The organism is Chryseobacterium arachidis, from assembly GCF_900129245.1.
GTDB classification, from domain to species: Bacteria; Bacteroidota; Bacteroidia; order Flavobacteriales; family Weeksellaceae; genus Chryseobacterium; species Chryseobacterium arachidis.
Genome location: NZ_FQUT01000003.1, coordinates 40,765 through 65,576, shown reverse-complemented (window position 1 = coordinate 65,576; position 24,812 = coordinate 40,765). Strand labels below are relative to the sequence as shown.

Here is a 24,812-nt window from a genome sequence, read left to right as displayed (position 1 = left end):
TATGTGCAGGATAATAATATTTTTTGTTTATTTCAAATTAATTTATATTTTTAACAGTAAATAGACAACAGAAATATTATATTGAAATTAAAACTATAAGAAATATGAAAAAATTATTATTAACATTCGCTCTTTCACTTTTCGGAGTGATGTCTTTTGCTCAGATCGAAGGAAAATGGAAGACTATTGATGATGAAACCAAACAGGCGAAATCTATTGTAGAAATCTACAAAAAAGGAGACCAGTATTTCGGGAAAGTTTCTCAGCTGCTGATAAAGCCCGCAAATCCTAACTGTACGGAATGTAAGGATGATAGAAAAAATAAACCGATTTTAGGACTGGAAATCATCAGAGGGCTGAAAAAAGACGGAGATGAATTCACAGGGGGAACCATCACAGATCCTAAAACCGGAAAAACGTATAAATGTACGATTACAAGAAAAGGGGATCAGCTTAATGTAAGAGGGTATGTGGGGATTTCCTTAATGGGAAGAACACAGACTTGGCAGAAAGTAAATTAAGCAAAGTTTAAATAACACGAATAAGCGGCATTTCATCAAATGAAATGTCGTTTTTGTTATATAAATAATAAAAAAACATTACTTTTGTAGTCTAAATTTTTCAAATAAATATGGCAGAATATACTTTTCGTGAGGTAATTGCACAGGCAATGAGCGAGGAAATGCGTAAAGACGAATCCATCTTTTTGATGGGTGAGGAAGTTGCAGAATACAATGGTGCTTACAAGGCTTCTAAAGGAATGTTGGATGAATTTGGTCCTAAGAGGGTAATCGATACACCTATCGCAGAACTTGGTTTTACAGGGATTGCAGTGGGAGCGGCGATGAACGGTAACAGACCTATTGTAGAGTATATGACGTTCAATTTCTCATTGGTAGGTATTGATCAGATTATTAATAACGCAGCGAAGATCCGCCAGATGAGTGGGGGGCAGTGGAATTGTCCTATCGTTTTCCGTGGTCCTACAGCCTCTGCTGGGCAATTGGGAGCTACTCACTCTCAGGCTTTCGAAAACTGGTTTGCAAATATCCCGGGGCTTAAAGTTGTGGTTCCTTCTAATCCTTACGATGCAAAAGGATTGTTGAAGACAGCTATTCAGGATAATGACCCTGTAATTTTCATGGAATCTGAGCAGATGTATGGAGATAAAATGGAAATTCCTGAAGAAGAATATTACCTTCCGATCGGAAAAGCAGATATCAAAAAAGAAGGAACGGATGTTACTTTGGTTTCTTTTGGTAAAATTATGAAGCTGGCTATTCAGGCTGCAGAAGATTTGGCTAAAGAAGGTATTTCTGTAGAAGTAATCGATTTAAGAACGGTTCGTCCTTTAGATTATGATACTGTTTTGGCGTCAGTGAAAAAGACAAACAGGCTAGTTATTTTGGAAGAAGCTTGGCCATTCGGTTCTGTAGCAACTGAAATTACTTATATGGTACAGCAGAAAGCATTCGATTATCTGGATGCACCTATTAAGAGAATTACTACTCCTGATGCACCTGCACCTTACTCTGCAGCCTTATTTGCAGAATGGTTCCCTAAACTTGAAAAAGTAAAAGAGGAGATTAAAAAAGCAATGTACGTAAAGTAAATAGACGATTATAGAGAAAAACTTCCGAAAGGAAGTTTTTTCATTTATTATATTCATCAAGAAAAAGTCTTGGGTATTTAAATTTGATTTAAATTTGCGCTTTTAAAATTTAAAATTAGCTGATATGGCAGAAGTTACAGAAGGCGGTCATCATTTTGACATTAAAAAGCTTTCTTTCGTTGGTGTTTTAGTTTCTTTGGGAATTGTATTTGGAGATATAGGTACTTCTCCGCTTTATGTAATGAAAGCAATTGTAAACGCCAGAGAAAACGGTAGTACGATGCCTTTTAACGAGTACATCGAGGGAGCACTTTCCTGTATTATCTGGACTCTTACTCTTCAAACAACAATTAAGTATGTAATTATTGCCCTGCGAGCAGATAATAAAGGGGAAGGTGGAATTTTGGCTTTATTTTCTTTAGTTAAAAATCTTAAAAAAGGCTGGCTGTACCTCATAGCAATTGTAGGAGCCGCTGCATTGATTGCAGACGGAGTCATTACCCCTTCGCTTACAGTAATGTCTGCAATTGAAGGTCTTGAAATATATAATCCGCATACTCCAGTAGTTCCGATTACCATCAGCATTTTGATTTTAATTTTTGTAGTACAGCAATTTGGAACAAGCTTTATCGGTAAATTCTTCGGACCTGTAATGGTAGTTTGGTTTTTGGTTTTGGGTGGCTTAGGGCTTTCTCATTTAAGCGAAAACATGGAAATTTTAAGATCTTTCAATCCCTACTATGCTTATAAACTGATAGTGAACTCACCAAGTGCGATTGTAATTTTAGGGGCCGTTTTTTTGTGTACAACAGGAGCAGAAGCACTTTATTCAGATTTAGGACATTGTGGTGCCAAAAATATAAGGGTAAGCTGGGGCTTTGTAAAAATAATGCTGATCTTAAACTATCTTGGGCAGGGAGCATGGCTTTTAACAAACTATCAGAAGCCGGGCTTTTCAGTTATCAATCCTTTCTTTGGGATTATGGAAGAGTGGATGGTGGTTCCGGGGGTGATTTTAGCTACGGCAGCCGCAATTATTGCCAGCCAGGCTCTGATTACCGGCTCTTTTACTATTTTCTCAGAAGCAATGTCATTGAATTTGTGGCCCAATCAAAAAATTGATTATCCTTCCGGAGTGAAAGGTCAAATGTACATTCCAAGAATCAATTGGGGATTATTATTGTTCTGTATTATTGTTGTTCTTCACTTTAAAGAATCAGGGAAAATGGAAGCAGCCTACGGACTTTCCATTACCGTAACGATGTTGATGACGACAGTACTTCTCGTTTATTGGTTGTTAAAGCATAGAATAAATAAAGGCTTGATTCTTATATTTGCGTTGGTATACATGTCTATCGAGTTAGGATTCTTTAGCGCCAATATTATTAAATTCTTTGAAGGAGGCTGGATCACTGTAATTTTAGCCGGATTTATCGGAGTTTGTATGTATGCTTGGTTTAATGGAAGATCCATCAAGACAAAGTTCATTAAATTTGTTAAGCTTGAAAATTATATTCCTATCATTAAAGATATGAAACTGGATGAGACGATTCCGAAATATGCCACAAACTTAGCCTATTTAAGTCGTGCCAAAAGGAATGATGAGATTGAGTCTAAGATTATTTATTCCATCATTAAAAAACAGCCGAAAAGAGCAGACCATTATTTTATCTTAACGATTACAAATCAGGAAGATCCATATACTTTCAAATATGCGGTAGATGAAGTGCTTCCGGGAACAATCTATAAAATTAATTTTATGTTGGGATTTAAAATAGACAGAAGAATTAATGATTATTTTGATATGGTTCTCAGAGATATGATGGCAGACGGAACGATTCCTTGCCGAAGCAGTCACCCTTCGTTGAGAGCCCATAATATCCCGCCGGATCTTAAGTATGTAATTATAGATAACACCTATATCAACGATATACTTCTTACGGTAAAAGAGAAAATTACGTTAAATATCTACAATTTTGTTAAATATATCGGTAGTGATGATTTCAAAGCATGGGGTATCACTTCACACAATGTAGTTGTTGAATCTGCGCCTATGACGGAAGACTGTGTTGGGGAGTCTAAAATCCAGCAGTGTGAATTTATTCGCCACAACAATTAAATTCTTTAACATTGTGGTACGGTAAGTATTTAAATAAAAATCAATAAATTTGTAGATAATTTTTTTGATGGATACAATACAAAAAGAAAAAAATATTGCCCTTATTAAGGACGTGTTGAGAAACTATTTGCTGGAAAAAGGTTTCAGAAACACTCCTGAACGATATACAATATTAGAAGAAATATATAATATGGATCATCACTTCAATGTGGATGATCTGTATTTATTAATGTTGCAGAAAAAATATCACGTTTCCAAAGCAACAATTTACAATACCATTGAAATTTTCCTGGATGCGGGATTAATCCGTAAACATCAGTTCGGAGAAAAGACCCTTACTTCTTCTTCTTACGAGAAATCTTATTTTGATAAACAGCATGACCACTTGGTGATTTACAAAAAAGATTCGGATAAGGAAATTGAAGAAATTATTGAGTTTTGCGACCCAAGAATCCAAGGAATTAAAGAAGCTATTGAAGAAGCATTTGGCGTGAAAATTGATTCTCACTCGCTGTATTTTTATGGCACTAAGAATGATTAATCAATCCATGAGGTTGCTTTTTGCAATCTTAGTTTTTATTTCAACATTTACTTTTGCACAGGATAGACCAAAACCTGTGCAGAAAGATCCTTATTTTACGTCTTCGGCAGCTCCGAAAAAAAATGCCGCTCCTACAGAAACGGTTAAGCATAGACATTCCGACCAGCTCAGAAAAGATACAAAGTACGACGGAAATAATTATTTTGTGGGAAATGTAGTTTTTGAACATCAGGGTTCTATACTCAATGCAGATGAAGTGGTTTTATATGATGAGCAGAATTTTGTAAAGGCTATCGGGAATGTTAAGCTTCAGAATGCTGACGGTTCTGTCATTACGGCGGATGAAATGGAATACGACGGAAATACCCAGCGTGGTATTGCCAGAAAAAACGTAGTGCTTACCGATCCTAAAGGAACAATCATTAAAACCGAAACGATGTATTATGACAGGATTTCGAATCAGGCATATTATAATACCGGAGGAACAATTAATGATGGTAAAAGTACGACGTATTCTAAATCGGCAACTTATTTTCTGACGACCCGCACCATAGATCTTACAGGAAGAGTAAAAATTGAGGATGCTCAGTATGTGCTGGAGGGAGACAACGTGGTTCAGAATCAGAATACCAATATTGTTGATATCAACGGCCCGACTACCATTACCAATAAAAAAAATCCTAAAAACCGTATTATTACCGATAAGGGAAATTATAATACCAATACCAAAGAGGCTTTTTTATATAAAAACTCCAGAGTTCATTACAATGATAAGATTCTTACCGGAGATGAAATGTATTACAATCAGCTGACAGGTTTTGGTAAAGCAACAGGAAATGTAACACTCGACGACCCTTTAGAAAGAAGATGGATAAAAGGAGGCTATGGAGAAATTTTTGAGAAGAAAGATTCTGCCATGATGACCAAAAATCCTTATGCAGTGAAGGCGATGGAAAAAGATTCGATGTATTTTGCAGCAGAGAAGATTATTTCCTTTCAAAGACCGGATTCGTTGGATATTAAAGTAAAGAAAAGTTTCCTGAGAGCCTACAAAAAAGGAAGATTTTACAAATCCAATGCGCAGGGAAGGGCGGACTCTATTGCCTTTAATGAGACAGATGGTGTATTGCACATGTATACAAAACCTATCCTTTGGAGCAATGGAAAGCAGGTAACGGGAGATAAGGTAGAAGCCTATTTCAATACCCAGACGGAAAATATAGATTCTTTAAAAGTTCTCGGAAACGCATTTGCCATCAGTAAAGTGGATTCTTTGAATATGAAAGATGAATTCAACCAGGTAAAAGGAAAGCTGATGACTGTTTACTACGGAGAAGACAATAATATTAAAGAAGCAAAAGTGATAGGGAATGCCCAGGCTATTACCTTTTCGGATGATGTGAATGAGGAGACTAAAGAAAAGGAAAGAATCGGGATTTCATTGACTTCATGCGGTATTATTGATGCTATTTTTGAGGAAAAAGCCTTGTATGTGGTAGAATGTAATATCGGAGCTGTTGCTGACACCTATCCGATGAGTAAAATTGAACCCGCCAGGCGGAAGTTTCAGGATTTCAACTGGAATACAAAAGACCGGATTCTGAAATGGCAGGATATATTGGTTGATACACCAAATTATGAAGAAGTAAAATATGAGTCTGATACTGCCTTATACGACAAAGCTCAGGAAGCAATTGATAAAGAAAGAGCAAAAGAAGAAGCGAAGAAACCCAAACGGGTGAGACGATAATTGCTTTTTAGTCAAAAATTCCAAAAAACGATAAATAGGTCATCATTTTTTATATGAAAATGGTGACTTTTTTGGTTAAAACCTCTGTAATTAAGGTACTTTTAGGGAATTTTTTTTGAAAAAATACTTTTATTCAGTACTGTTTTATTCAAGAATTAGTGAGAGCGAAACCCTTACTGCAATTATGTTTTTGAATTGTTAAATTTTCATTGATTATTGAATTGATTTACGGAATCATTATATTAAGTAAATAATTTTTAAAAAATGTTTATTTTAATTGGAATTTTTATATATATTTACTCTAGAAAATATAGTAAACTATATTAATATTTTGTGATTTGGTGGTATCGCTTGCAGATTTTACTGCGAGCGATTTTTTTATTCTATCAGGAATATTTCAGACTTTACAGAATGTTTTTTAGTTTTGCTAAAAATTTTTCTCGAAAATGGAAATGCAAAAAGATTTTTTTATCTATCAGGCACAAACTACAAAATTTGCAGCAGGTTTTGAAGTCGAAAAAGCGGAAGGAAATTATATTTACGGAAAAGACGGAAGAAAATATCTGGATTTTGTAGCCGGAGTTTCTGCCAATACATTAGGGCATTCTCATCCCAAAATTGTTAATGCGATCAAAGAACAGGCAGAAAAATATCTTCACGTTATGGTGTACGGAGAATATGCTCAGGAAAAACCGGTAGCCTTATGCAAATTATTAGCCGAAGCAACTCCCGATCCTTTAGAAATTACTTATTTGGTGAACAGTGGGGCAGAGGCGATTGACGGAAGCTTAAAACTTGCTAAAAGATATACGGGAAGGGAAGAGATTGTCTCTTTTAAAAATTCATATCACGGAAATACACACGGTGCTTTAAGTGTTTCAGGAAATGAAACGCATAAAAGAGAATTTCGTCCTTTGTTGCCTATGGTTTCTTTTATTGAATTCAACAATGAAAATGATTTTGATAAGATTACGGAGAAGACGGCTTGTGTGATCTTGGAAACCATTCAGGGAGCAGCAGGATTTTTAGTGCCGAATGATGATTATTTAATCAAATTAAAAAAGAGATGTGAAGAAGTCGGTGCTTTATTGATACTTGATGAAATTCAGCCGGGATTTGGAAGAACCGGGAAACTGTTCTCGTTCGAGCATTTCGGTATTGTCCCTGATATTTTAGTAATGGGCAAGGGAATGGGCGGCGGAGTTCCTGTAGGGGCATTTATGAGTTCAAGAGAAATCATGGAAAAACTGGCTCATTCTCCGAAATTAGGGCATATCACCACCTTCGGTGGAAACCCTTTAATCGCAGCTTCAAGTTATGCTACTTTGAAAGAAGTTTTAGAAAGCGGGCTGATGTACGAGGTGGAAGAAAAAGAAAAATTATACAGAGAATTGTTGGTTCACCCTAAAATTAAAAATATCAACGGAAAAGGATTAATGTTAGCCGTAAATTTAGGCTCGCCGGAATATACTTTAGACGTTGCTAAAAAATGTATGGATAAAGGGCTGATCGTTTTCTGGCAATTGTACAGAAATGAGTATCTGAGAATTTCTCCGCCACTGACAATTTCTAAAGAAGAAATAAGAGAAGGTTGTGAAATTATTCTCAGTGTGTTGCATGAAAATTAAAATATAAGCTCTTCGTTTTCGGAGAGTTTTTTTATCTCCAAAAAGTAGAATTATTCTGTTAAAAATAATGCTAAACATATATTTGAATTGCCGTGACAAATATCATAAAGATTGTGTAAAAAAGTAAACACATTTTTGTGTAATAAAAAAATTAATTTATATATTGCGGGACGATTAAAACAAAGATTATATGGCGAAACATAAAGTCCATTACGAATTTCCAATGCATTGTTTATCAGAGATTTTGTATGAATATCTGGCAACTGCAGAGGGATTGTCTGAATGGTTTGCGGATGAGGTGACAGAAAAAGGCGATGATTTCTTTTTCAGCTGGGGCGGAGGTCCTGCGGAGAAGGCTACTTTAATTAGATATAAGCCTGAAGGTTTCGTTCGTTTCAGATGGGAAGAAGATGAGGGAACCAAAAACTTCTTTGAAATGACAATTACGATTGATGATATAACCGAAGATTTATCTCTGAACATTACAGATTTCTGTGAGGTAGGTGATGAGAATGAAAACGCAATGTATTGGGAAAATCTTATTGAAAACCTAAGAATAAAATTAGGTGCTGCCTAAACGTAGGCTGTACTGAATGATAAAACTGATGAACGATTTATCGTTCATTATTTTTTTGTAAACAAATCAGATAAAATTGGAAAATCAATATTTTACATCAGACGAATTCAATGTGAAGAACAGAGCTTTTCTTTTTGGTGATGCCGTAAAAGTTTCTTTCTTCATCAGAAATGGTAAATTAATCATGGATGAAGAATGCTATTTCTTCCTGATGGCTTCCATGAGAAAAATAAGACTGAATATTCCTCTTACTTATACACTCGAGTTTTTCCAGTCGCTTTTCCAGCGGGAAATTATTGATGGAGAAGGAATACTGAACGGAATTATCAATTTCCAGGTTTTTAGAAATGAAGATGGAGCTACCTTGTCAAAATCCTCAGTTTCTTACTTTTACGAAGTCGTGGGAATGGATGATGTTTTGTCGGTACACAAAAGATCTTTGGAATTGGATTTAATTAAGGAAATTAACGTGAATAATAACCTTTTAAGCAATATCAGAGTTCATAGTCCGGAAAATATTTATGGAGGAATTTATGCGCAGGAAAACGACCTTGATGACGTTATTCTGCTGAACCCTAATAAGCGGATTGCCCGTACAACCTTTGGTAATCTTTTGTTTTTAGATGGTGACGTTATTAAAATCCCGAAACAGACGGAGGGCGCTTACATTTCCCCTTTAATGGAAAATTTCGTCACTTTTTTACATAAAAATAACCTGGCCGATATACAGGAACATGAGATTATCGCCTTTGAATCTCAAAAAGCAGAAGAAATTTTATTGATTTCTGATGAAAAAGGCATATTTTCTGTAGGTAAAATAAGAAATAAGACTTTCGGAAATGCCCGCTTTTTAGAATTGATAGAAAGTTGGAAAGGAAGTTTCTAAATTGACAAACCCGGTAAACAACAAAGTTCCAAAAGTCCTTTACCGGGTTTTATTCTGAATAAATCAGAAATTGTATTTTATTTAATATTCGTTAAAAACTTCCACGAATTTTTGTGCGATTTCTTTCTGACCTTTTTCGCTGGTCATATATTCCCGGTCTTTTGTACTATTCATATAACCCAATTCCACAAGAACTGTCGGAGACTGAGATTCTCTCAGAATATGAAGGTTTTTCTCTTCTATCTTCAGAACATTGAATTTTTTAGAGATCTTTTCAGCAAGTTTTTTTGAACCTTCTGTGTTTTGGGTGAAAATTTCTGCTCCTTCTTCTTTGGATTCAGCATGTGGACTGCTGTTGACGTGAAGGGAAATAACGATTTCAGGTTTCAGTTTGTTTATAAGAGTCGTTCTGTCGCTTAACTGACTGTAGGTATCATTATCTCGTGTTAAAATGATTTCGTACTTGTCCTGAGTAGTATTGAATTTTTGGATCTCTTTTCCCACTGTCAGAACAATATCTTTTTCGTACACCCCATTTCTGTTGGCACCCATGTCATTTCCGCCATGACCGGCATCAATGATAATTAATTTTTTATTGATAGGAGTAAAAGACAAAAATGCTGTAGAAAAAATGCATAAAGCAAGTAGTTTTGTTCCCTTCATATCAGTGGTTTTTGGTTTAACAAATAACGTGAATTCTTTACTTAAAATTGGTTAAGGGATTCTTAAAATTTGTTAAATTTTTATTCACTTTTTAATGAATAAGGTTTTTAGTTTAAAGATATATCTTCCGGAGAATTGGCCCACAACAGATACTCTCCACCAAGATTCTGCATGATGGATTTCCATAAAGTTTGATCGTTGGGCAAAGTATAATCAAGATTGTAAACATCCACTACGGTCCATAGTTTGCGCTGGATTTCACCGTCCAGTTGCATGGCTCCCCATCCGGAATATCCTGAGAAAATTTTAACGTCATTAATGTCCAGATCTCCGCTTAATACGGCACTGATAATATTTTCGATATCTTCCGTTAAATAAAATTCTGGAGAAATTTCCGTGTAAACTTCTGTTACTTTTTTCCCTTTTATGATGAAGAAAACTTTGTCGTTTTCTACCGGGCCGCCGTCATAAACCTCAATCTTAAAATCAAAGAAATTTTTGAATTTACTGCTCATCTGGCTGTTCTTTTTGTTTAATATTAATCCAAATGCACCATTTTCGTTATGTTCAATAACCAAGACGACAGATCTGGAAAAAATATCGCCGGAAATGTCTGGTGTGGAAATTAATATTTTACCTTTGTAAGAGTAATTCATACTCAAATTTAATAAAAAATATTTATGGAAAACCTGCACGACAAAAGAAAAGTGTATGAGAAATCCCAACTTATTGAAAGTGAGATAAAACAAAATCCTATGGAGCAGTTCCGTGACTGGTTTCTGGAAGCCAGTGAAAATCCGAACATCTCTGAAGCCAATGCCATGGCGGTTTCTACGGTGGAAGAAGATGGCTGCCCGCGCACAAGAATGGTTTTACTTAAAGAATATACTTACGAAGGATTTATCTTCTATACGAATTACGAAAGTAAAAAAGGAAGATCCATTGAAAAAACGCATCAGGCATGCCTTCATTTTTTCTGGCCCAACTTAGAGCGGCAGATTATTATTAAAGCTAATCTCGAACGTATTGCGGAGAACCTGAGCGACGGCTATTTTCACTCAAGACCAAAGGGAAGTCAGCTTGGAGCAGCCGTTTCACCTCAAAGTCAGAAAATCCCTAACCGTGAATTTTTGGAGGAAAAACTAAAAAATTTAGAAAAAGAATACGAAAACAGCGAAATCCCACGGCCTGAAAACTGGGGAGGCTATATGGCTAAACCTTATGAAATAGAATTTTGGCAAGGCAGACCGAATCGTCTTCACGACAGAATTGTATATGAACTGATTGATGATCTGGACTGGAAAATTTCAAGACTGGCACCGTAAACGATAGTAAACTGCATAAAAAAACCTCATCAATCGATGAGGTTTAATTTTTTTCGTAATCTGAATGATTATTTTTTCTTTTTACCCGCAGCAGGAGCATTTGCACTTGCAACAGCAGTAGATAGATCTGCACCAGCCTTAAACTTAGCAACAGTTTTAGCTTCAATGTTGATAGGCTTCTTCGTTGCAGGGTTGATTCCTTGTCTTGCAGCTCTTTCAGCTACAGAGAAAGTTCCGAATCCTACTAAAGACACTTTTCCGTCTTTTTTCTTCAAAGTAGAAGTTACGTTAGAAATGAATGATTCTAAAGCAGCTTTAGCTGCAACTTTAGTGATTCCTGCATCTTTTGCGATTGCGTCGATTAATTCAGACTTGTTCATAATTTTTAATATTAAAGTTAGTTCGTTGTTATAGCAAATATAAAACTATTTTCTAAATGTGCAATTTTTTTGCTAAAAAATAAATAATTTTTTTGATTTTGCTTGAAAATGGTTAAAATATGATAATTCCACTTTTTACGAAAAATCTACGTTACACGTTACTAAAATCGTGCCAAATGCTTATGTGTATTGACTTTAAAGAAATTGTAATATTATTTTTTACATTTATTAAATCCTGAATTTCATATCAACTCTTAATGGTTTTTGGGATATGTTTGTAAATTTGGTAAGTAAAATCTATAAAAATTATGTTTAAGGAAATTAAAGCACTGTGTATCTGTTAGTTTTAAATTCATTTTAAAAGGTGGTTTTATAAATTATTATTAATAAATTTGCACCATGTTAATAGAAGTTTTTAAGTCTAAAATTCACAGGGTGAGAGTTACGGCTTCTGACCTTAATTATATTGGGAGTATTACGATAGATGAAGACCTTATTGAAGCTGCGGGTTTAGTAGTGGGAGAAAGAGTTTATATCGTAAATGTGAATAACGGTGAGCGTTTTGATACGTATGTCATCAAAGGAAAAAGGAAATCTGGGGAGGTTTGTTTAAACGGTCCGGCAGCGAGAAAAGTACAGAAAGATGATATTATTATTATCATTGCTTATGCACAGATGACTCCTGAAGAAGCACAGGATTTTCAGCCAAAAATTGTTTTCCCGGACGAAAAAACAAATCTTTTGACATAATCTGATGGAGAAAAAATCAAAAAATCCTTTAAAATCTATACTAACAATAGTAATATCGCTTGCTTTTGCAGGCTTTTTTTTATGGTTTGCTTTAAAAGGTTTAGATTTTAAGGTCATTCAGAAGTCTTTGTCGAAGGCCAACTACTGGTGGGTTTTATTTGCGGCATGTTTTGGGATTTCTGCCTATTGGTTCAGGGCGATCCGCTGGAATCTGATGCTGGAGCCGATGGGACATAATATTTCAAGTTCAAATTCATTGTGGTCTATTTCATTTGGATATCTGATGAACCTTACGATCCCGAGAAGTGGCGAAGTAGCGAGAGCAACCGCTTTGTACGGCGTGGAGAAAGTTCCCGTGGAAAAATCTATAGGAACGATTATTTTAGAAAGAGTCGTAGATTTGGTCTGTATGCTTGCTTTTTTGGGATTAACGGCTATATTTAAGTTTAATACTATTTTATCATTCTATCATTTTGTTGTTGAAAAGAAAGAGGAAAAGCAGGAATTTATCCCCAACTTTTTCGAAAGACAAATGATGAAAATAGGAGTAAGTGATTTTGAATCGTTTTACTTTTATTTAAAAATGATAATCGGAGTTTTGATTTTGATAGGCTTAATTCTTTTCTATAAGTTTAAAAAAGAGAAATTAATCAATTTTGGAAAAGGAATACTTCAGGGATTAACTTCCGTATTCAAATTAAAACAAAAAGGGAAATTCATTCTTTATACAATAGGTATCTGGGTTTCATATTATTTTGCAGCATATCTGGTATGTTTTGCATTGCCTGAAACTTCAGATTTTACTTTTGATGATGGTTTTTTAATTCTTGTGGTAGGAACTCTTGGGATGATTATTCCTGCAAGTGGAGGGATCGGAGCTTTTAACCTTGCAATGAAATATGGTTTTATGGCCTTATTTATCTCAATGGGAAAAAATGGTGAATTGGGAGGTGAAATAGGACTGACGTACTCTTTTATTTCTTTACCATTACAAATCGTTATCATGCTGGTGATGGGTTTAATTTCAATTCCGATGTTGGCAAAGGCCCGAAACAATATTGTAGAAAAAGAAATTCAGTAAGAGAGAACCTATATAATATATAAGATCCGGTGTTTACATCGGATCTTTTTTGTTGCCTGAAAGTTAAATTTTATGAGAAATCGTAATTTAACAAATATTATCACAGGGAGATTTGGTCAATTCACAAATGAAATCTATCTTAATGCTCCAAAATAATTTTAACCATGGCAATTAATTTACAGAAAGGGCAGAAAATCGAGTTAGGACTTACAAAAATGACTATAGGATTGGGCTGGGATCCGAATGAGGGGACAGGCTATGCTTTCGATTTGGATGCTTCAGCAATTATGATTGATTCAGACAGGAAGCTTGTCGGTGATGAGTATTTTGTTTTTTATAATAACCTCAATTCTCCGGATGGCGCATTACAGCATACGGGAGATGATCCGGATGGGAAAAGCAGTGATGGAGACGATGACGAAGCAATCATTATCGATCTTGAAAAAGTAGATTCCAGAGTGGAAGAAATTCTGTTTGTGGTAACCATCGAAGATTTCGAAAGAAGAAAACAAAATTTCGGGATGGTAAGAAACTCTTATATCAGAGTAGTGGATAATAACAGTCATCAGGAAATTGCAAAATACGAGCTTGATGAAGATTTTTCTATCGAAACAGGTGTCGAATTCGGACGTCTTTATAAAAGAAACGGAAGCTGGAAATTTGAAGCTTCAGGAATCGGTTACAGAGCAGACCTTGCTTTCTTTTTAGAGAAATACTACAAAGGTCAAATCATCAAATAACAAGAATAATCGTTTGCAAACTTGGCTGAGTAGAACGCCTTTGCCTCAAATATTATATGTTTAATTTTATTTGAATCGGTGAAACTTCGTTTTGCGGACGAAAATATTCTCAATGAGATTTAAAAAATATTTGTGCTCTTTGCATTTTAAAAACAATTAAAACAAAACTTAATAACACAAAAACGATATTAAAAATGGCAATCAATTTACAGAAAGGTCAAACGATAGATTTAAGAAAAAACGACCGTGGAGAAAGTGTCTACGATTTATCTCAGGTAACAATAGGCTTAGGTTGGGATGTCCGTAAGCAAGGAGGTTTTTTCGGGAAACTTTTCAATAAAGAAGCAGAATACGATCTGGATGCTATTGCATTTCTTTTAGACGGAAACGGAAAAGTTGCCAACTTGGGAAGAACCGTTCAGACGAATGACGGGAGACAAATGGGGCTTTATCAGGGAGATGTGATCTATTTTAATTCGATGCAGCATCCAAGCGGCCATATCTGGTTGACCGGCGACAACAGAACCGGAGCAGGAGATGGCGACGATGAGCAGATTATTGTTAAATTAGATCAGCTTGACGAGCGTTATCAGAAAATTGTCTTTTTGGTAACCATCTACATGGGAAGAAAAAACAACCAGCATTTCGGGATGATCGATAATGCCTTTATCCGTGCGGTTGATGCAAGAGGAAAAGAAATCACAAAATACAGCCTTTCCGGAGATGCAAGCATGAACGGAATGTGCTCCATGGTTTTTGCAGAAGCATACCGACACAATGGAGACTGGAAATTCCGTGCTTTGGGAGAGCCCAATCATACAGATAGTTTTGTGGATATTCTTCAGAAATATTCTTATTAAACCGATCTTATTCAAATTAATAAAAAGCAACAAAACAGTTAAAGTTGAAAAAACTGATGTTGCGACTCAAAACAATAACCTAAAAAATTAAATGGACTTAATCAAAGAATTGGTACTTGCTTCTGAAGCAGGAAATGAAACAGCAGTAGCTGAATTATTAAACAACGGCGCAGATCCGAATGCGATGGGGCCAAACTCGGGTGCTTTGCATTGTGCGGCATTCAATGGACATATCAATGTTGTAAAAGCGTTGCTCGAAAAAGGTGCAAATCCAAACGTTGCCGACCATCAGTCATTTTACCCTTTGCATTTAGCCACTTCTAAAAAACATCTCGACATAGTAAAAGAATTGATCGCACACGGAGCCGATCTAAATGTGGTTACCAGCAGTCTGGGTACGGTTTTGCATATTGCTGCAGCCATTGATTTTTACGAGATTCTGAATATAAGTGAAATTAAAAAAATGCCGCTCGAGGCACGCGATCATGAAGGAAAAACAGCCTTGAATGTCGCTGCATCTTTCGGAAGTTATTCCTTCGGTCGTATAGTCGACTTGGGTGCTGATATTAATACCATTGATGAATCAGGAAATAATCCGCTTCTTAATGTACTGTTTCAGCTCGAAAGAACGAAAATTGCATCTTGGAGTTCAGTCGGTACCAATTCCGGTGTTGATGTTAAATACCAGATTATCAACGGCTGTTTTAGATATATTAAACCCTATAAAGGTGGTGCTAATGAATTAGGCAGAGTGTTATCGCTGACGGATCAGTATGATATTGCGGGGTATTCTTGGGGACCGGACGGACTTATGGATTATGTGAAATGTATTTATCTTGCTAAATACTTAATCGAAAAAGGTACAGATGTCAATATCCAAAATCAAAACGAGACTACACCGATGAGTATGGCGTGCTCTATCGGTGAGGCCGAAGTCATTGCTGCATTAGCTAAAAAAGGAGCTTCATTTGATGTTAAAAATGCCGAAGGAGTTACGCCTTTACATTATCTTGCACGCAGTAAACGTCTTGATGGGTTAAAAGCTTTTTACAAATACAACGAGAATGCACAAACGGATATCGCGGACGAAAAAGGATGGACGCCTGCACACTTTTTGGCAGATTTAGGAGGACATCCGGAAATGGCAAAATTACTGATTAAAAATGGAGCCGATCTTACTAAGGGGAGTACCAAAGAATTTTGTGGACTCAAAAAAGGGATTACAGCCCGTGAAGTAGCCGAACATTGGAATGATGACGAAATGGCTAAGCTTTTGACCCCAAAGAAGAAGAAATAAACTCAGTATTTGAAGAACGAGTCTACATTAAAATCATAAAATAAATTTCATCAGGATTAATTTGTACTGAAGTTACTTTTGATGAAATTTTTAAAGTTTCGCATAATGAACAGAAGATTATTAGCCTACTTTTTATTGGATACTTCCGGCTCAATGAACGGAGAACCCATTCAGGCGCTGAATAATGGTTTCAACGGACTGATTTCTATGCTCCGCTCGGATCCGCAAGCGATGGATACACTGCATTTAAGCGTCACGACTTTCGATCGTGAAGTAAAAAATATTATCCCGATGGTTGATCTGGCGAGTTTTCATCCGATGGAAATTACCTGTCCTGATAGCGGCCCGACTCATACTGGAGCGGCTCTCGAATTGGTTTCAGCGTTGGTTCAGGTTGATTTAATAAAAGGTTCTTCGGAAGTAAAAGGCGATTGGAAACCTCTTCTTTTTATTTTTACCGACGGAAAACCATCGGATATACAAAAATACCGACAGATGATTCCTGTGATAAAAAATATGGACTTCGGAGCGATTGTAGGTTGCGCTGCAGGACCAAAAGCAGATGAAAGTTTCCTGAAAGAATTAACTGATAATGTGGTGAAACTTGATACAACCGATGCGGCAACGCTCTCTTCATTTTTCAAATGGGTAAGTTCATCCATAACCATGGGCGGAAAATCTCAAGGGACAGGCGAAAGCATCAGTCTTCCGCCTCCACCTTCAGAACTGAATATTATTATTTAAGTAAAAAAATAAATCTTTGTGTTTTTAGCTGAGTGAAATCGAAGATTCGACGAAGTCAAACGCCTTTGCGAACTTAAAAGCACAAAGCTGATAAAAAACTTTGCGCACTTTGCGTTAAAAATTTAAACGAATAATTTAAGTCTAAATTCCATGAGAAGACTTCCCATTTATTTTCTGGTAGATATTTCCGAATCGATGATCGGTGAGCCGATTGACCAGGTTCAGGAAGGTATTTCCACAATTGTCCGTGAACTGAAAAAAGATCCCTATTCCTTAGAAACCGTCTGGATTTCCGTGATTGGTTTTGCGGGAGAAGCCGAAGTGATTACGCCATTGCAGGATATTATTTCGTTTTATCCTCCAAAAATTCCTGTCGGAAGCGGGACTTCTTTGGCAAAAGGCCTTTTCAAAGTGATGGAATGCATCGATAAAGACATTGTAAAAACAACTTATGATAGAAAAGGTGACTGGAAACCTCTTGTTTTCCTTTTTACAGACGGTGTTCCGACGGATGATGCCCAGAAAGCAATTGAAAGATGGACTTCACAATATCACGGAAAATCGAATACAATTGCCATATCTATTGGTGATAACACCAATCATAAGCTGTTAGGTTCGCTTTCTGACAACGTTTTGCTGTTTAATAATCATTCTGAAAACTCTTACAAAGAGTTTTTCAAATGGGTGACAGATTCCATTAAAACGACGAGTCAAAGTGTGACGGAGGCGAATAAAGACGGAATTAATTTATCTAAAATTGATCACAGTATTTTAGAAAAAGTAGATCCCGAAGCGCAACAAATGTTTCCGGATAACAATTTTGTGGTGTTGAACGGAAAATGTTCAGAATCGAAAAAGTCATATTTAATTAAATATAAAAAAGCATTTGCCGATTCCGGAATTGCAGGAATGCAGACCCGATATTATCGTTTGGAAGGAACTTACAGAATTGACGATTCTTCCTATTACAGACTTTCATCGGCTCAGAAAAGTTTTCAGAAAATTTCGGTGGAAGAGTTGCACGGAAATCCGTCTTGTCCGCATTGTGCGAATCCGATTGCGTTGGCGACGTGTTCTTGTGGAGGAATTCACTGTCTGAAAGGTGAGGGCTACAATGAATGTCCTTGGTGCGGAACTTCCGATTATTATGGATTCAGCAATGAAGGTTTTGACATCAACAGAACTTTAGGCTAAATGGAAAACACAATCAGGCAGATTTTGAAAAATCACAACATCAATGATAGTAAAGTGATTGATAAAATGGTTTCAAAACTGTTGACTCAGAAAGAAATTCAGGACAATTTAAAGCTGATTATAGACGCCCAGAAAAAAATTATGCACGAAGCGATGATTTACAAAGAAAGAGAAGAATTTGCCGATGCATTTTTCCCGATCACCAATGCAAATTCCGGGAAGAAATATGAATTTATTCTTCCGATGGAACAGTTTCCGAATATCAGAATTAAAGATGTTTCAGGATTAGATTTGGCAGGTTTAAGTTTTGAAGAAAATAAAATTAAGGGAATTCCTTCTGAAAGCGATACCTACGATTTGAAAATTGAGTTTTTCCATATTCTGGATGAAGAAAATATTGAATTTAAAAAGGCTCAGCTTTTCGTTAATGCCGATCCAAAAGATTTATGGAAGAATATTCCGTCTGATACAGAAGCGCCTTTTCATAAATCAGATGAAATGAAATTCAAAGGAAATTTTTCAGATAAAAAGATTGTGGTGGCTTCAAAACGAGGCCGTTCTCATGCGCATGAAGGAAAATTCAGAGATGATGATTTTGCGGTAAATGAATTGCCAAATTCATGGAATATCATTTCGGTTTCTGATGGAGCAGGTTCTGCACAATTGGCAAGATACGGTTCTGAACTGGCAACACAATCGATCAATGATTATTTTAAAAATAAAGAAGTTTTAGCTGAGTTAGATTTTCATGTAGAGAAAATTTTTAATAATGAAAAAAATGATTCAGAAGCAAAACAGGAAGTTATAAGAATTCTTTATCAGGGAGTTTCAAATACTTTTAAAATGCTTTCTGAAAAGGCAGAAGAACATTTTGTAAGCTTAAAAGATCTACATTCCACTTTAATTTTTGCTTTGCTTAAAAAGCTTGATTCCGGATATGTCATTTTAAGTTTTGGTGTTGGTGACTGCCCAATTAATCTCATTAATGAAGATTTTTCTAAAGTACAATTGCTCAACACAATGGACGTCGGAGAATTTGGTGGCGGAACCCGATTTATCACGATGAATGAAATTTTTGATGACTCGATTTCTTCACGTTTCAAAATTACTTTGGCAAAAGATTTTTCTAAATTAGTTTTAATGACCGACGGAATTTACGATCCAAAATTTATCACCGAAAACAAACTGGAAGATCTCGAAAGCTGGAAAACTTTTTTTGAAGATTTAAACGGCAACAATGAAGATGAAGCAAAAGTCGATTTTCAAAATGATGAACAAGTCGATGAACAGCTGCTTTCCTGGATGGATTTCTGGAGCAAAGGAAATCATGATGACAGAACTTTGGCTATTATTTATTAGTTCTAAGAAGTGAACAAAAATTTAAAAATATTCGATGAAATTGAACGGTTACTAAAGATTAAGCTTGGTAATAAAGTTGAAGTTGTTGAAGAAAATGACTCCAAATATTTACAAATTGAAGGTTCGGAGTTCTGGATGTCAAATGATTTTAATGAATTGGTAGTTGGATTTGGTATAAATCACACCCATTTTAGTGAAGATTATGATAATTTGAATTTAGGCATTATTCGTACGTTTGATCTGTTAACAAATGAAATAATAATTACTGAATATAAAAAAGGAGAAACAATTTTTAAAGTTACTACTGAAATAAAATTTCCCAGTGCGAAAACTGAAAATATAGGTACAGTAAGTTTTTTGGTTTTCCCTTTTTGGAAAAAAACTAAAAGAATAACTTCACACTATCAAAAGTTGATAGAGAAGTCCGATATAGAAACTGAAGTTATTATTCTTTTAAATTCTGATTTATAATTTATGAAAAAAACAACCACCGTTTCCTCAATTTTAGACCCTTCCAAATCGTATGAATATGTAGATGAAAGCCCTGTAAAAGGCGGGGTGAAAGATGTTTATTTTTCGCCGGACAGAAAATATGTGGTGGCTTTTTACCGAGCTCCTTTGGAAAATGAACAAAAAGAGAGAATCAAAAGAATTGTTTCTACGTATCTACCCAATATTCAGAACGGAAATGCTTCAGAGTATTACCTGGATGAGGTTTTCAGGTGGCCTTATGACATTGTTCAGAAAAATAATTTAACGGGAATTGTAGTTCCTGTTTACAACCAGAAATTCTTTTTTGCCAAAGGTTATTTTGGTTCGGATAATATTGCGGGTGGAGATAAAGTGGGGAAGTGGTTTACGGCGCCGATGTTCAGAAATCAGCATTATCCGCTTCGTTTAGATAAATCGGAATTGGGTGATTGGCTGAGTTATTTTCAGATTGCCATTAACATTACGCGAGGAATCAAGAAACTGCATCAGATGGGTTTGGCGCATTCAGATCTTTCTTATAATAATATTTTGGTAGATCCGGTGACAAAATCAGCCTGTATTATTGATATTGACGGATTGGTGGTTCCGAAATTGTTTCCTCCCGAAGTGATTGGAACAGCAGATTTTATCGCTCCCGAAGTTTTAAAAACAAAACATTTGCATCTGCATGATCCGGGAAGACAGCTTCCGAATCAGAAGACCGACCTTCACGCTTTGGCCGTGCTTATTTATATGTATCTTCTTCGTCGCCATCCTTTGAGAGGCGGGAAAATCTGGGATCTGGATTCTGAAAAAGACGAAATCATTTCAATGGGGGAAAAAGCCCTGTTTGTAGAACATCCGACAGATTCAAGCAATAAAGTCAAAACTGAATATCTGAAAAAATGGGATTCCTTTTGGGGCGATCCAAACAAAATTCCATACACCGTTACGGGTCCGTATTTGTCTGAATTGTTTAAAAAAGCTTTTGTCGACGGACTTCATGATCCGATCAGAAGACCTTTGGCGACTGAATGGGAAACTGCTTTGCTGAAAACAGTCGATTTAATTCAGCCTTGCCATAATCCTGAATGTAACGAAAAATGGTATGTTTTCGATAATACCCAAACTCCGAGATGTCCGTTCTGTGGAACTTCTCATAAAGGAACTTTACCCGTTCTTGATTTATATTTTAAATATGATGATGAGGTCTGGAAACCTGAAAACCACCGACTGATGGTTTATCACAATCAGTATTTGTTTAAATGGCATGTTTCGAGAAAGGTGATTCGTAATGAAGGTTTAACTGCAGAATACAAAAAACCGGTAGGATATTTTACTTTTTATCAGGATAAATGGGTCTTGGTCAACCAGACTTTGACGGGAATGAAGGATTTAACTGAACAAAAAGAAATTCAACCCAATTCGATGATCGAACTGACGGATGGTAAAAAAATACTGCTTTCCAATGAAGAAGGTGGAAGAATTATTTATGTGACGATGGCGAATCAGTGATATTGTACAAAAATCAATATCAAAACTTCATAATAAACGAATGTTCGTTTTCTTCAACTATTTTAAATCCTGTACGAACATAAAGTTTAAGCGCAGGATTTATTTTTAGAACACTTAGAGTAATCGGAGTTTTAGTGAGAGAAGCTTCTTCAATAATCATATTTAAAATATACTTTCCAAGACCATTGCCCTGGAAAGCGGGAAGAATCTGAAGCTGGATAATTTCAATCTCGGTTTTTCTGTGTTGTATTTTTAATAATCCAATTGTTGTTTCTTTATAAATAAGAATATGAGCGTCTTCAAACTTATAAAGAATCCTTTGTAGATGAGCATCTTTATCGATTAAAAGACCGGAATTTATAAGATGTTCGTTCATTGTTTTCACTCTCAAATCAAGAAGAAAATCGAGGTCATTTTCGGTTGCTTTTCTTATGTGAAGGAGTGAAAAATCCATTATTCTAAATTTTTAAATTACTGTAAACGAATATATGGATTTATCTTACCATCTAAACCAATTCAAAAAAATCTCTTTTTCCAATTTTAATTTTCGTTTGTTTTAATAAGTCAATCTCTTCATTCGGGTCGGTCATTTTTACATTGTTAATTTGAATTCCACCGTTTTCAATTAATCTTCTGATAAAAGATTTACTTTCATTATTTTTTAATTGATGACAAAGCTCAATCAGGCTGATTTTTGATTGATTTGAAAATGAAGATTTGATATTGATAGGTTTAAATACTTTCTCTTCAAAATTTTTATTTTGAAACTGATTGATGAAAAACTGTTCGGCAAGTTTAGCAGATTCTTTATGATGGTATTGAGAAATAATATTCTTCGCAATAACTTTTTTGATGTTCATTGGATTTTCTCCATCCGAAATTCTTGATTTTAAATTATTCTTTTCATCATCTGAAAAATCTGTGGTCAAGTCAATAAATTCATCAATCAAAGAATCTGGGATTGACATGGTTTTTCCAAACATTTCATTGGGTTCGTCCGTTAATCCGATGGTGTTGTTTAAAGATTTACTCATCTTTTCTTTTCCATCGAGTCCTTTTAGTAAAGGCATACACATGATGATTTGTGGAGATTTTCCATGGCTTTCCTGTAATTGTCTTCCCATGGTGCAGTTGAAAAGCTGGTCGGTGCCGCCCATTTCAATATCTGTTTCTATTTTTACAGAATCAAATCCCTGTAAAATTGGGTAAACCAATTCATGCATTGCAATAGGAGAGTTTTCGGTAAATCTTTTATTGAAATCATTTCTGTGCATCAGTTGAGCGACCGTCACTTTCGACATCAGCTGAATAATTTCGGAAAAGTTTAGAAAATCCAGCCAATCCGAGTTAAAAACAATTTTCGTCCTTTCCACATCAATTACTTTTGAAAGCTGATTAATATAAGTTTCCGCATTGTGCTGAACTTCTTCTGCGCTTAAAGGTTTTCTGGCTTTATTTTTTCCGGTAGGATCACCGATTCTTGCCGTAAAGCTTCCGACAATAATAATGATCTGATGCCTCAAATCCTGAAACTGTTTCAGTTTTTTCAAAACAACGGCGTGTCCCAGATGCAAATCCGGAGCCGTGGGATCAAAACCGAGTTTGATAATGAGCTTTCTGTTTTCTTCTTCGGCTTGTTTTAATTTCTGTTCCAAACCGTTTTCCGGTAGAATAATTTCTACATTTTCTTTTAGTGTCTGTATCATTTCGTTGAATTTTAAGTATAAAAAAGCCCGAACAAATCTGTTCGGGCTCCTCAATATTTTAGTTTAAATTTTATTGAATTTTAGGTATAGAAATACTTCCCGAACGATAGAACGGGGAATAATAGTTGCTGAAAAAAGGCAAACGTAATATGCTGTTTAAATGCTTCATTGTTGCAAATATAGAAGTTTTTATTGAAAACGGATTACCAAATTATCTCAAAATCTTTTTCTGAAGCATGATCTGTATAAGATGCGAATTTTTTATTTTCTTTTTGGGAAATACTGAAGTTACAACAATAAGACTCTGTTAATTTTATAAGAAGATCCGAGTATAAGCCGTAAAATGTATTAAAACTTGCCGGAAGTTCTTTAAATCTTCTAATCAGGTCATTTTTGGTATATACTTTTCCTACACGATGAATCGAATTACCAATAATTTCAGGAATAATGTACGTAGCACGATGATCTTTCAGAATAGAAATCAATGTCTCTTCATTGAAAATTTTATTGATCGTAAGAACGTAATTGTCTTGCCAATAATTGTAATTGGGGCAAATTTCTCTGATTGTTTTTTCGATAAGAATCTTTTTTCTCGTCTCTCTTATGGCTGCATCAAAAGTATAGGCGCTTCCAAAAGGAATAATTCTGCCATCCGCTTTGATGATCAGTTGAGGTCCTTGCCCTACAGACATTTCTCTGAAGTCCGATGTTTCCAGATATTTTTTTGACTGATAGCTGAAACAGAAAATATCTTCATACTCATAAATACTGTCTTCAGGAATATAAAACTTTTCACCTATCGTATCATAAACATATTTTCGGGCAACTTCCAGATAGTTATTTTCCATGATTTGAATTACGATGTGAATCTTTGACGAGTATTTTTTATTAAAGCTTAATAATGGAGCCTTTATAAAACTTAGTGGAATCATACAATAGTTCAAAATCCGGATATATATTTTCATCTGAAATAAGATCCTGCTTTTTTAGGCTGAATTCGTTTTCGGCAAAGGAAAATAAATCTTTATGATCTAACTTTAAATAATCCAACAAATAATTTGCCTCACCTTTTTCTTTATTAATTAGTCCGGTAAAAAATATTCCGTAGATCAAAAAATGAAAAAACTGTTCTGCATTGGTTTTAAAGCTCAGTTTGTGCTGCGTGTATTTTTCGTAATCCGAAAGTATTTGCTGGAAAACCCCGATATGAGACGAAGAAAGTTGATGAAAAACATCAATGCCATGCACAAAAAGCTGTGTTTTTACTTCTTCAGGATTAGTAGAATTATATTTTTCTCTAAACCAGTTGAAAATACCTGAAAGCTCTTCTTTAGAAAGATTATCAACGTTTTCTTCCTGCAGTTTTTTTTTAATCAGCTCTAAGCTTGTTTTTTTATCATCTTCCAGAAACTCCAGAACATTATTTTCCTCACGGCAAAGTTTATTGTACAAATTGATTTTTGCAACAACAGGATTGGTTTTTATAAAATAAAGTTCTTTCGCCATAATCTTATGCAATGCCTTGTTTTTCGGTATTTCTTTAACTAAGGTAGCGAAAAATTTTACATGAAGGAATGGTATGGTATTATTTCTCTTAAGCTTAATTATAATTCA

General features: G+C 35.3%; 26 protein-coding genes. 19 read left to right on the top strand and 7 right to left on the bottom strand.

Annotation, left to right across the window (positions count from 1 at the left end; translation table 11 throughout):
- Positions 1–104: 104 nt before the first annotated feature.
- From BUA89_RS06605 to BUA89_RS06570, 8 genes are all read left to right on the top strand, one after another.
- Positions 105–521 (top strand): DUF2147 domain-containing protein, encoded by a 417-nt coding sequence (locus BUA89_RS06605; RefSeq protein ID WP_072954537.1) that lies wholly within the window; start codon positions 105–107, stop codon positions 519–521.
- Between the two features lie 110 nt (positions 522–631).
- Entirely contained in the window at positions 632–1,612 is a 981-nt protein-coding gene (locus BUA89_RS06600; protein ID WP_072954533.1) for a pyruvate dehydrogenase complex E1 component subunit beta, read from the top strand.
- A gap of 124 nt (positions 1,613–1,736) precedes the next feature.
- On the top strand, positions 1,737–3,731 hold the full coding sequence (locus tag BUA89_RS06595; RefSeq protein ID WP_072954530.1) for a KUP/HAK/KT family potassium transporter: 1,995 nt from the start codon (positions 1,737–1,739) through the stop codon (positions 3,729–3,731).
- Between the two features lie 67 nt (positions 3,732–3,798).
- Positions 3,799–4,272 carry a Fur family transcriptional regulator gene (locus BUA89_RS06590; protein ID WP_072954526.1) on the top strand — a complete coding sequence of 158 codons (474 nt, stop codon included), beginning with the start codon at positions 3,799–3,801 and terminating at the stop codon, positions 4,270–4,272.
- A gap of 7 nt (positions 4,273–4,279) precedes the next feature.
- The gene (locus tag BUA89_RS06585) at positions 4,280–6,022 is read left to right on the top strand and encodes an OstA-like protein (RefSeq protein ID WP_072955754.1); all 1,743 of its coding nucleotides are present in this window, start codon (positions 4,280–4,282) and stop codon (positions 6,020–6,022) included.
- Between the two features lie 452 nt (positions 6,023–6,474).
- Entirely contained in the window at positions 6,475–7,650 is a 1,176-nt protein-coding gene (locus BUA89_RS06580; protein ID WP_072955751.1) for an aspartate aminotransferase family protein, read from the top strand.
- A gap of 190 nt (positions 7,651–7,840) precedes the next feature.
- Positions 7,841–8,227, top strand: a complete 387-nt coding sequence (locus tag BUA89_RS06575) for an START-like domain-containing protein (RefSeq protein ID WP_072954523.1) — start codon at positions 7,841–7,843, stop codon at positions 8,225–8,227.
- Between the two features lie 76 nt (positions 8,228–8,303).
- Positions 8,304–9,113, top strand: a complete 810-nt coding sequence (locus BUA89_RS06570) for an aminotransferase class IV (RefSeq protein ID WP_072954517.1) — start codon at positions 8,304–8,306, stop codon at positions 9,111–9,113.
- 81 nt (positions 9,114–9,194) lie between these two features.
- Here the strand turns inward: BUA89_RS06570 and BUA89_RS06565 are convergent, their stop codons facing one another.
- Positions 9,195–9,776 carry an N-acetylmuramoyl-L-alanine amidase family protein gene (locus BUA89_RS06565; RefSeq protein ID WP_072954512.1) on the bottom strand — a complete coding sequence of 194 codons (582 nt, stop codon included), beginning with the start codon at positions 9,774–9,776 and terminating at the stop codon, positions 9,195–9,197.
- A 107-nt stretch (positions 9,777–9,883) separates the two neighbouring features.
- Positions 9,884–10,432, bottom strand: a complete 549-nt coding sequence (locus BUA89_RS06560) for a YqgE/AlgH family protein (RefSeq protein ID WP_072954508.1) — start codon at positions 10,430–10,432, stop codon at positions 9,884–9,886.
- Between the two features lie 24 nt (positions 10,433–10,456).
- On the opposite strand from BUA89_RS06560, the gene pdxH reads away from it, so the two are divergent.
- The gene (pdxH, locus tag BUA89_RS06555) at positions 10,457–11,101 is read left to right on the top strand and encodes a pyridoxamine 5'-phosphate oxidase (RefSeq protein WP_072954505.1); all 645 of its coding nucleotides are present in this window, start codon (positions 10,457–10,459) and stop codon (positions 11,099–11,101) included.
- 68 nt (positions 11,102–11,169) lie between these two features.
- Here the strand turns inward: pdxH and BUA89_RS06550 are convergent, their stop codons facing one another.
- The gene (locus tag BUA89_RS06550) at positions 11,170–11,481 is read right to left on the bottom strand and encodes an HU family DNA-binding protein (RefSeq protein ID WP_072954501.1); all 312 of its coding nucleotides are present in this window, start codon (positions 11,479–11,481) and stop codon (positions 11,170–11,172) included.
- A 399-nt stretch (positions 11,482–11,880) separates the two neighbouring features.
- Between BUA89_RS06550 and panD the strand changes: the two genes are divergently transcribed.
- The 10 genes from panD (at position 11,881) to BUA89_RS06500 (ending at position 21,492) form a co-directional block, all read left to right on the top strand.
- Complete coding sequence (gene panD, locus BUA89_RS06545) at positions 11,881–12,231, top strand: aspartate 1-decarboxylase (RefSeq protein ID WP_072954497.1); 351 nt, start codon at positions 11,881–11,883, stop codon at positions 12,229–12,231.
- 4 nt (positions 12,232–12,235) lie between these two features.
- Entirely contained in the window at positions 12,236–13,312 is a 1,077-nt protein-coding gene (locus tag BUA89_RS06540) for a lysylphosphatidylglycerol synthase transmembrane domain-containing protein (protein ID WP_072954493.1), read from the top strand.
- 164 nt (positions 13,313–13,476) lie between these two features.
- Positions 13,477–14,052, top strand: a complete 576-nt coding sequence (locus tag BUA89_RS06535; RefSeq protein ID WP_072954489.1) for a TerD family protein — start codon at positions 13,477–13,479, stop codon at positions 14,050–14,052.
- 194 nt (positions 14,053–14,246) lie between these two features.
- On the top strand, positions 14,247–14,912 hold the full coding sequence (locus BUA89_RS06530; RefSeq protein ID WP_072954486.1) for a TerD family protein: 666 nt from the start codon (positions 14,247–14,249) through the stop codon (positions 14,910–14,912).
- Positions 14,913–15,003: 91 nt separating this feature from the next.
- Positions 15,004–16,209 (top strand): ankyrin repeat domain-containing protein, encoded by a 1,206-nt coding sequence (locus tag BUA89_RS06525; RefSeq protein ID WP_072954483.1) that lies wholly within the window; start codon positions 15,004–15,006, stop codon positions 16,207–16,209.
- A 105-nt stretch (positions 16,210–16,314) separates the two neighbouring features.
- Positions 16,315–16,953 carry a vWA domain-containing protein gene (locus BUA89_RS06520; protein WP_072954480.1) on the top strand — a complete coding sequence of 213 codons (639 nt, stop codon included), beginning with the start codon at positions 16,315–16,317 and terminating at the stop codon, positions 16,951–16,953.
- 150 nt (positions 16,954–17,103) lie between these two features.
- A complete protein-coding gene (locus BUA89_RS06515) occupies positions 17,104–18,147 on the top strand; it encodes a TerY-C metal binding domain-containing protein (protein WP_072954477.1) in 1,044 nt (347 codons plus the stop codon).
- Positions 18,148–19,506: a PP2C family serine/threonine-protein phosphatase gene (locus BUA89_RS06510; protein WP_072954474.1), complete on the top strand. Its 1,359-nt coding sequence runs from the start codon at positions 18,148–18,150 to the stop codon at positions 19,504–19,506. It abuts the gene before it with no gap.
- Positions 19,507–19,515: 9 nt separating this feature from the next.
- Positions 19,516–19,977, top strand: coding sequence for a hypothetical protein (locus BUA89_RS06505; RefSeq protein ID WP_072954471.1), 462 nt, complete (start codon positions 19,516–19,518; stop codon positions 19,975–19,977).
- Between the two features lie 3 nt (positions 19,978–19,980).
- Positions 19,981–21,492: a helix-hairpin-helix domain-containing protein gene (locus BUA89_RS06500; RefSeq protein ID WP_072954468.1), complete on the top strand. Its 1,512-nt coding sequence runs from the start codon at positions 19,981–19,983 to the stop codon at positions 21,490–21,492.
- Positions 21,493–21,511: 19 nt separating this feature from the next.
- Here the strand turns inward: BUA89_RS06500 and BUA89_RS06495 are convergent, their stop codons facing one another.
- From BUA89_RS06495 to BUA89_RS06480, 4 genes are all read right to left on the bottom strand, one after another.
- Entirely contained in the window at positions 21,512–21,946 is a 435-nt protein-coding gene (locus tag BUA89_RS06495) for a GNAT family N-acetyltransferase (RefSeq protein WP_072954465.1), read from the bottom strand.
- Positions 21,947–21,998: 52 nt separating this feature from the next.
- Positions 21,999–23,198 carry a tyrosine--tRNA ligase gene (tyrS, locus tag BUA89_RS06490; protein ID WP_072954461.1) on the bottom strand — a complete coding sequence of 400 codons (1,200 nt, stop codon included), beginning with the start codon at positions 23,196–23,198 and terminating at the stop codon, positions 21,999–22,001.
- Positions 23,199–23,401: 203 nt separating this feature from the next.
- A complete protein-coding gene (locus BUA89_RS06485) occupies positions 23,402–24,046 on the bottom strand; it encodes a hypothetical protein (RefSeq protein WP_143152277.1) in 645 nt (214 codons plus the stop codon).
- A gap of 40 nt (positions 24,047–24,086) precedes the next feature.
- Positions 24,087–24,704, bottom strand: coding sequence for a hypothetical protein (locus BUA89_RS06480; RefSeq protein WP_072954452.1), 618 nt, complete (start codon positions 24,702–24,704; stop codon positions 24,087–24,089).
- Between the last annotated feature and the right edge of the window lie 108 nt (positions 24,705–24,812).

Bases quoted from the DNA above. Each gene is read 5' to 3' on its own strand.
- BUA89_RS06605 (WP_072954537.1), top strand. From the start codon at position 105: ATGAAAAAATTATTATTAACATTCGCTCTTTCACTTTTCGGAGTGATG.
- BUA89_RS06600 (WP_072954533.1), top strand. From the start codon at position 632: ATGGCAGAATATACTTTTCGTGAGGTAATTGCACAGGCAATGAGCGAG.
- BUA89_RS06595 (WP_072954530.1), top strand. From the start codon at position 1,737: ATGGCAGAAGTTACAGAAGGCGGTCATCATTTTGACATTAAAAAGCTT.
- BUA89_RS06590 (WP_072954526.1), top strand. From the start codon at position 3,799: ATGGATACAATACAAAAAGAAAAAAATATTGCCCTTATTAAGGACGTG.
- BUA89_RS06585 (WP_072955754.1), top strand. From the start codon at position 4,280: ATGAGGTTGCTTTTTGCAATCTTAGTTTTTATTTCAACATTTACTTTT.
- BUA89_RS06580 (WP_072955751.1), top strand. From the start codon at position 6,475: ATGCAAAAAGATTTTTTTATCTATCAGGCACAAACTACAAAATTTGCA.
- BUA89_RS06575 (WP_072954523.1), top strand. From the start codon at position 7,841: ATGGCGAAACATAAAGTCCATTACGAATTTCCAATGCATTGTTTATCA.
- BUA89_RS06565 (WP_072954512.1), bottom strand. From the start codon at position 9,776: ATGAAGGGAACAAAACTACTTGCTTTATGCATTTTTTCTACAGCATTT.
- BUA89_RS06560 (WP_072954508.1), bottom strand. From the start codon at position 10,432: ATGAATTACTCTTACAAAGGTAAAATATTAATTTCCACACCAGACATT.
- pdxH (WP_072954505.1), top strand. From the start codon at position 10,457: ATGGAAAACCTGCACGACAAAAGAAAAGTGTATGAGAAATCCCAACTT.
- BUA89_RS06550 (WP_072954501.1), bottom strand. From the start codon at position 11,481: ATGAACAAGTCTGAATTAATCGACGCAATCGCAAAAGATGCAGGAATC.
- panD (WP_072954497.1), top strand. From the start codon at position 11,881: ATGTTAATAGAAGTTTTTAAGTCTAAAATTCACAGGGTGAGAGTTACG.
- BUA89_RS06540 (WP_072954493.1), top strand. From the start codon at position 12,236: ATGGAGAAAAAATCAAAAAATCCTTTAAAATCTATACTAACAATAGTA.
- BUA89_RS06535 (WP_072954489.1), top strand. From the start codon at position 13,477: ATGGCAATTAATTTACAGAAAGGGCAGAAAATCGAGTTAGGACTTACA.
- BUA89_RS06530 (WP_072954486.1), top strand. From the start codon at position 14,247: ATGGCAATCAATTTACAGAAAGGTCAAACGATAGATTTAAGAAAAAAC.
- BUA89_RS06525 (WP_072954483.1), top strand. From the start codon at position 15,004: ATGGACTTAATCAAAGAATTGGTACTTGCTTCTGAAGCAGGAAATGAA.
- BUA89_RS06520 (WP_072954480.1), top strand. From the start codon at position 16,315: ATGAACAGAAGATTATTAGCCTACTTTTTATTGGATACTTCCGGCTCA.
- BUA89_RS06515 (WP_072954477.1), top strand. From the start codon at position 17,104: ATGAGAAGACTTCCCATTTATTTTCTGGTAGATATTTCCGAATCGATG.
- BUA89_RS06510 (WP_072954474.1), top strand. From the start codon at position 18,148: ATGGAAAACACAATCAGGCAGATTTTGAAAAATCACAACATCAATGAT.
- BUA89_RS06500 (WP_072954468.1), top strand. From the start codon at position 19,981: ATGAAAAAAACAACCACCGTTTCCTCAATTTTAGACCCTTCCAAATCG.
- BUA89_RS06495 (WP_072954465.1), bottom strand. From the start codon at position 21,946: ATGGATTTTTCACTCCTTCACATAAGAAAAGCAACCGAAAATGACCTC.
- tyrS (WP_072954461.1), bottom strand. From the start codon at position 23,198: ATGATACAGACACTAAAAGAAAATGTAGAAATTATTCTACCGGAAAAC.
- BUA89_RS06485 (WP_143152277.1), bottom strand. From the start codon at position 24,046: ATGGAAAATAACTATCTGGAAGTTGCCCGAAAATATGTTTATGATACG.
- BUA89_RS06480 (WP_072954452.1), bottom strand. From the start codon at position 24,704: ATGGCGAAAGAACTTTATTTTATAAAAACCAATCCTGTTGTTGCAAAA.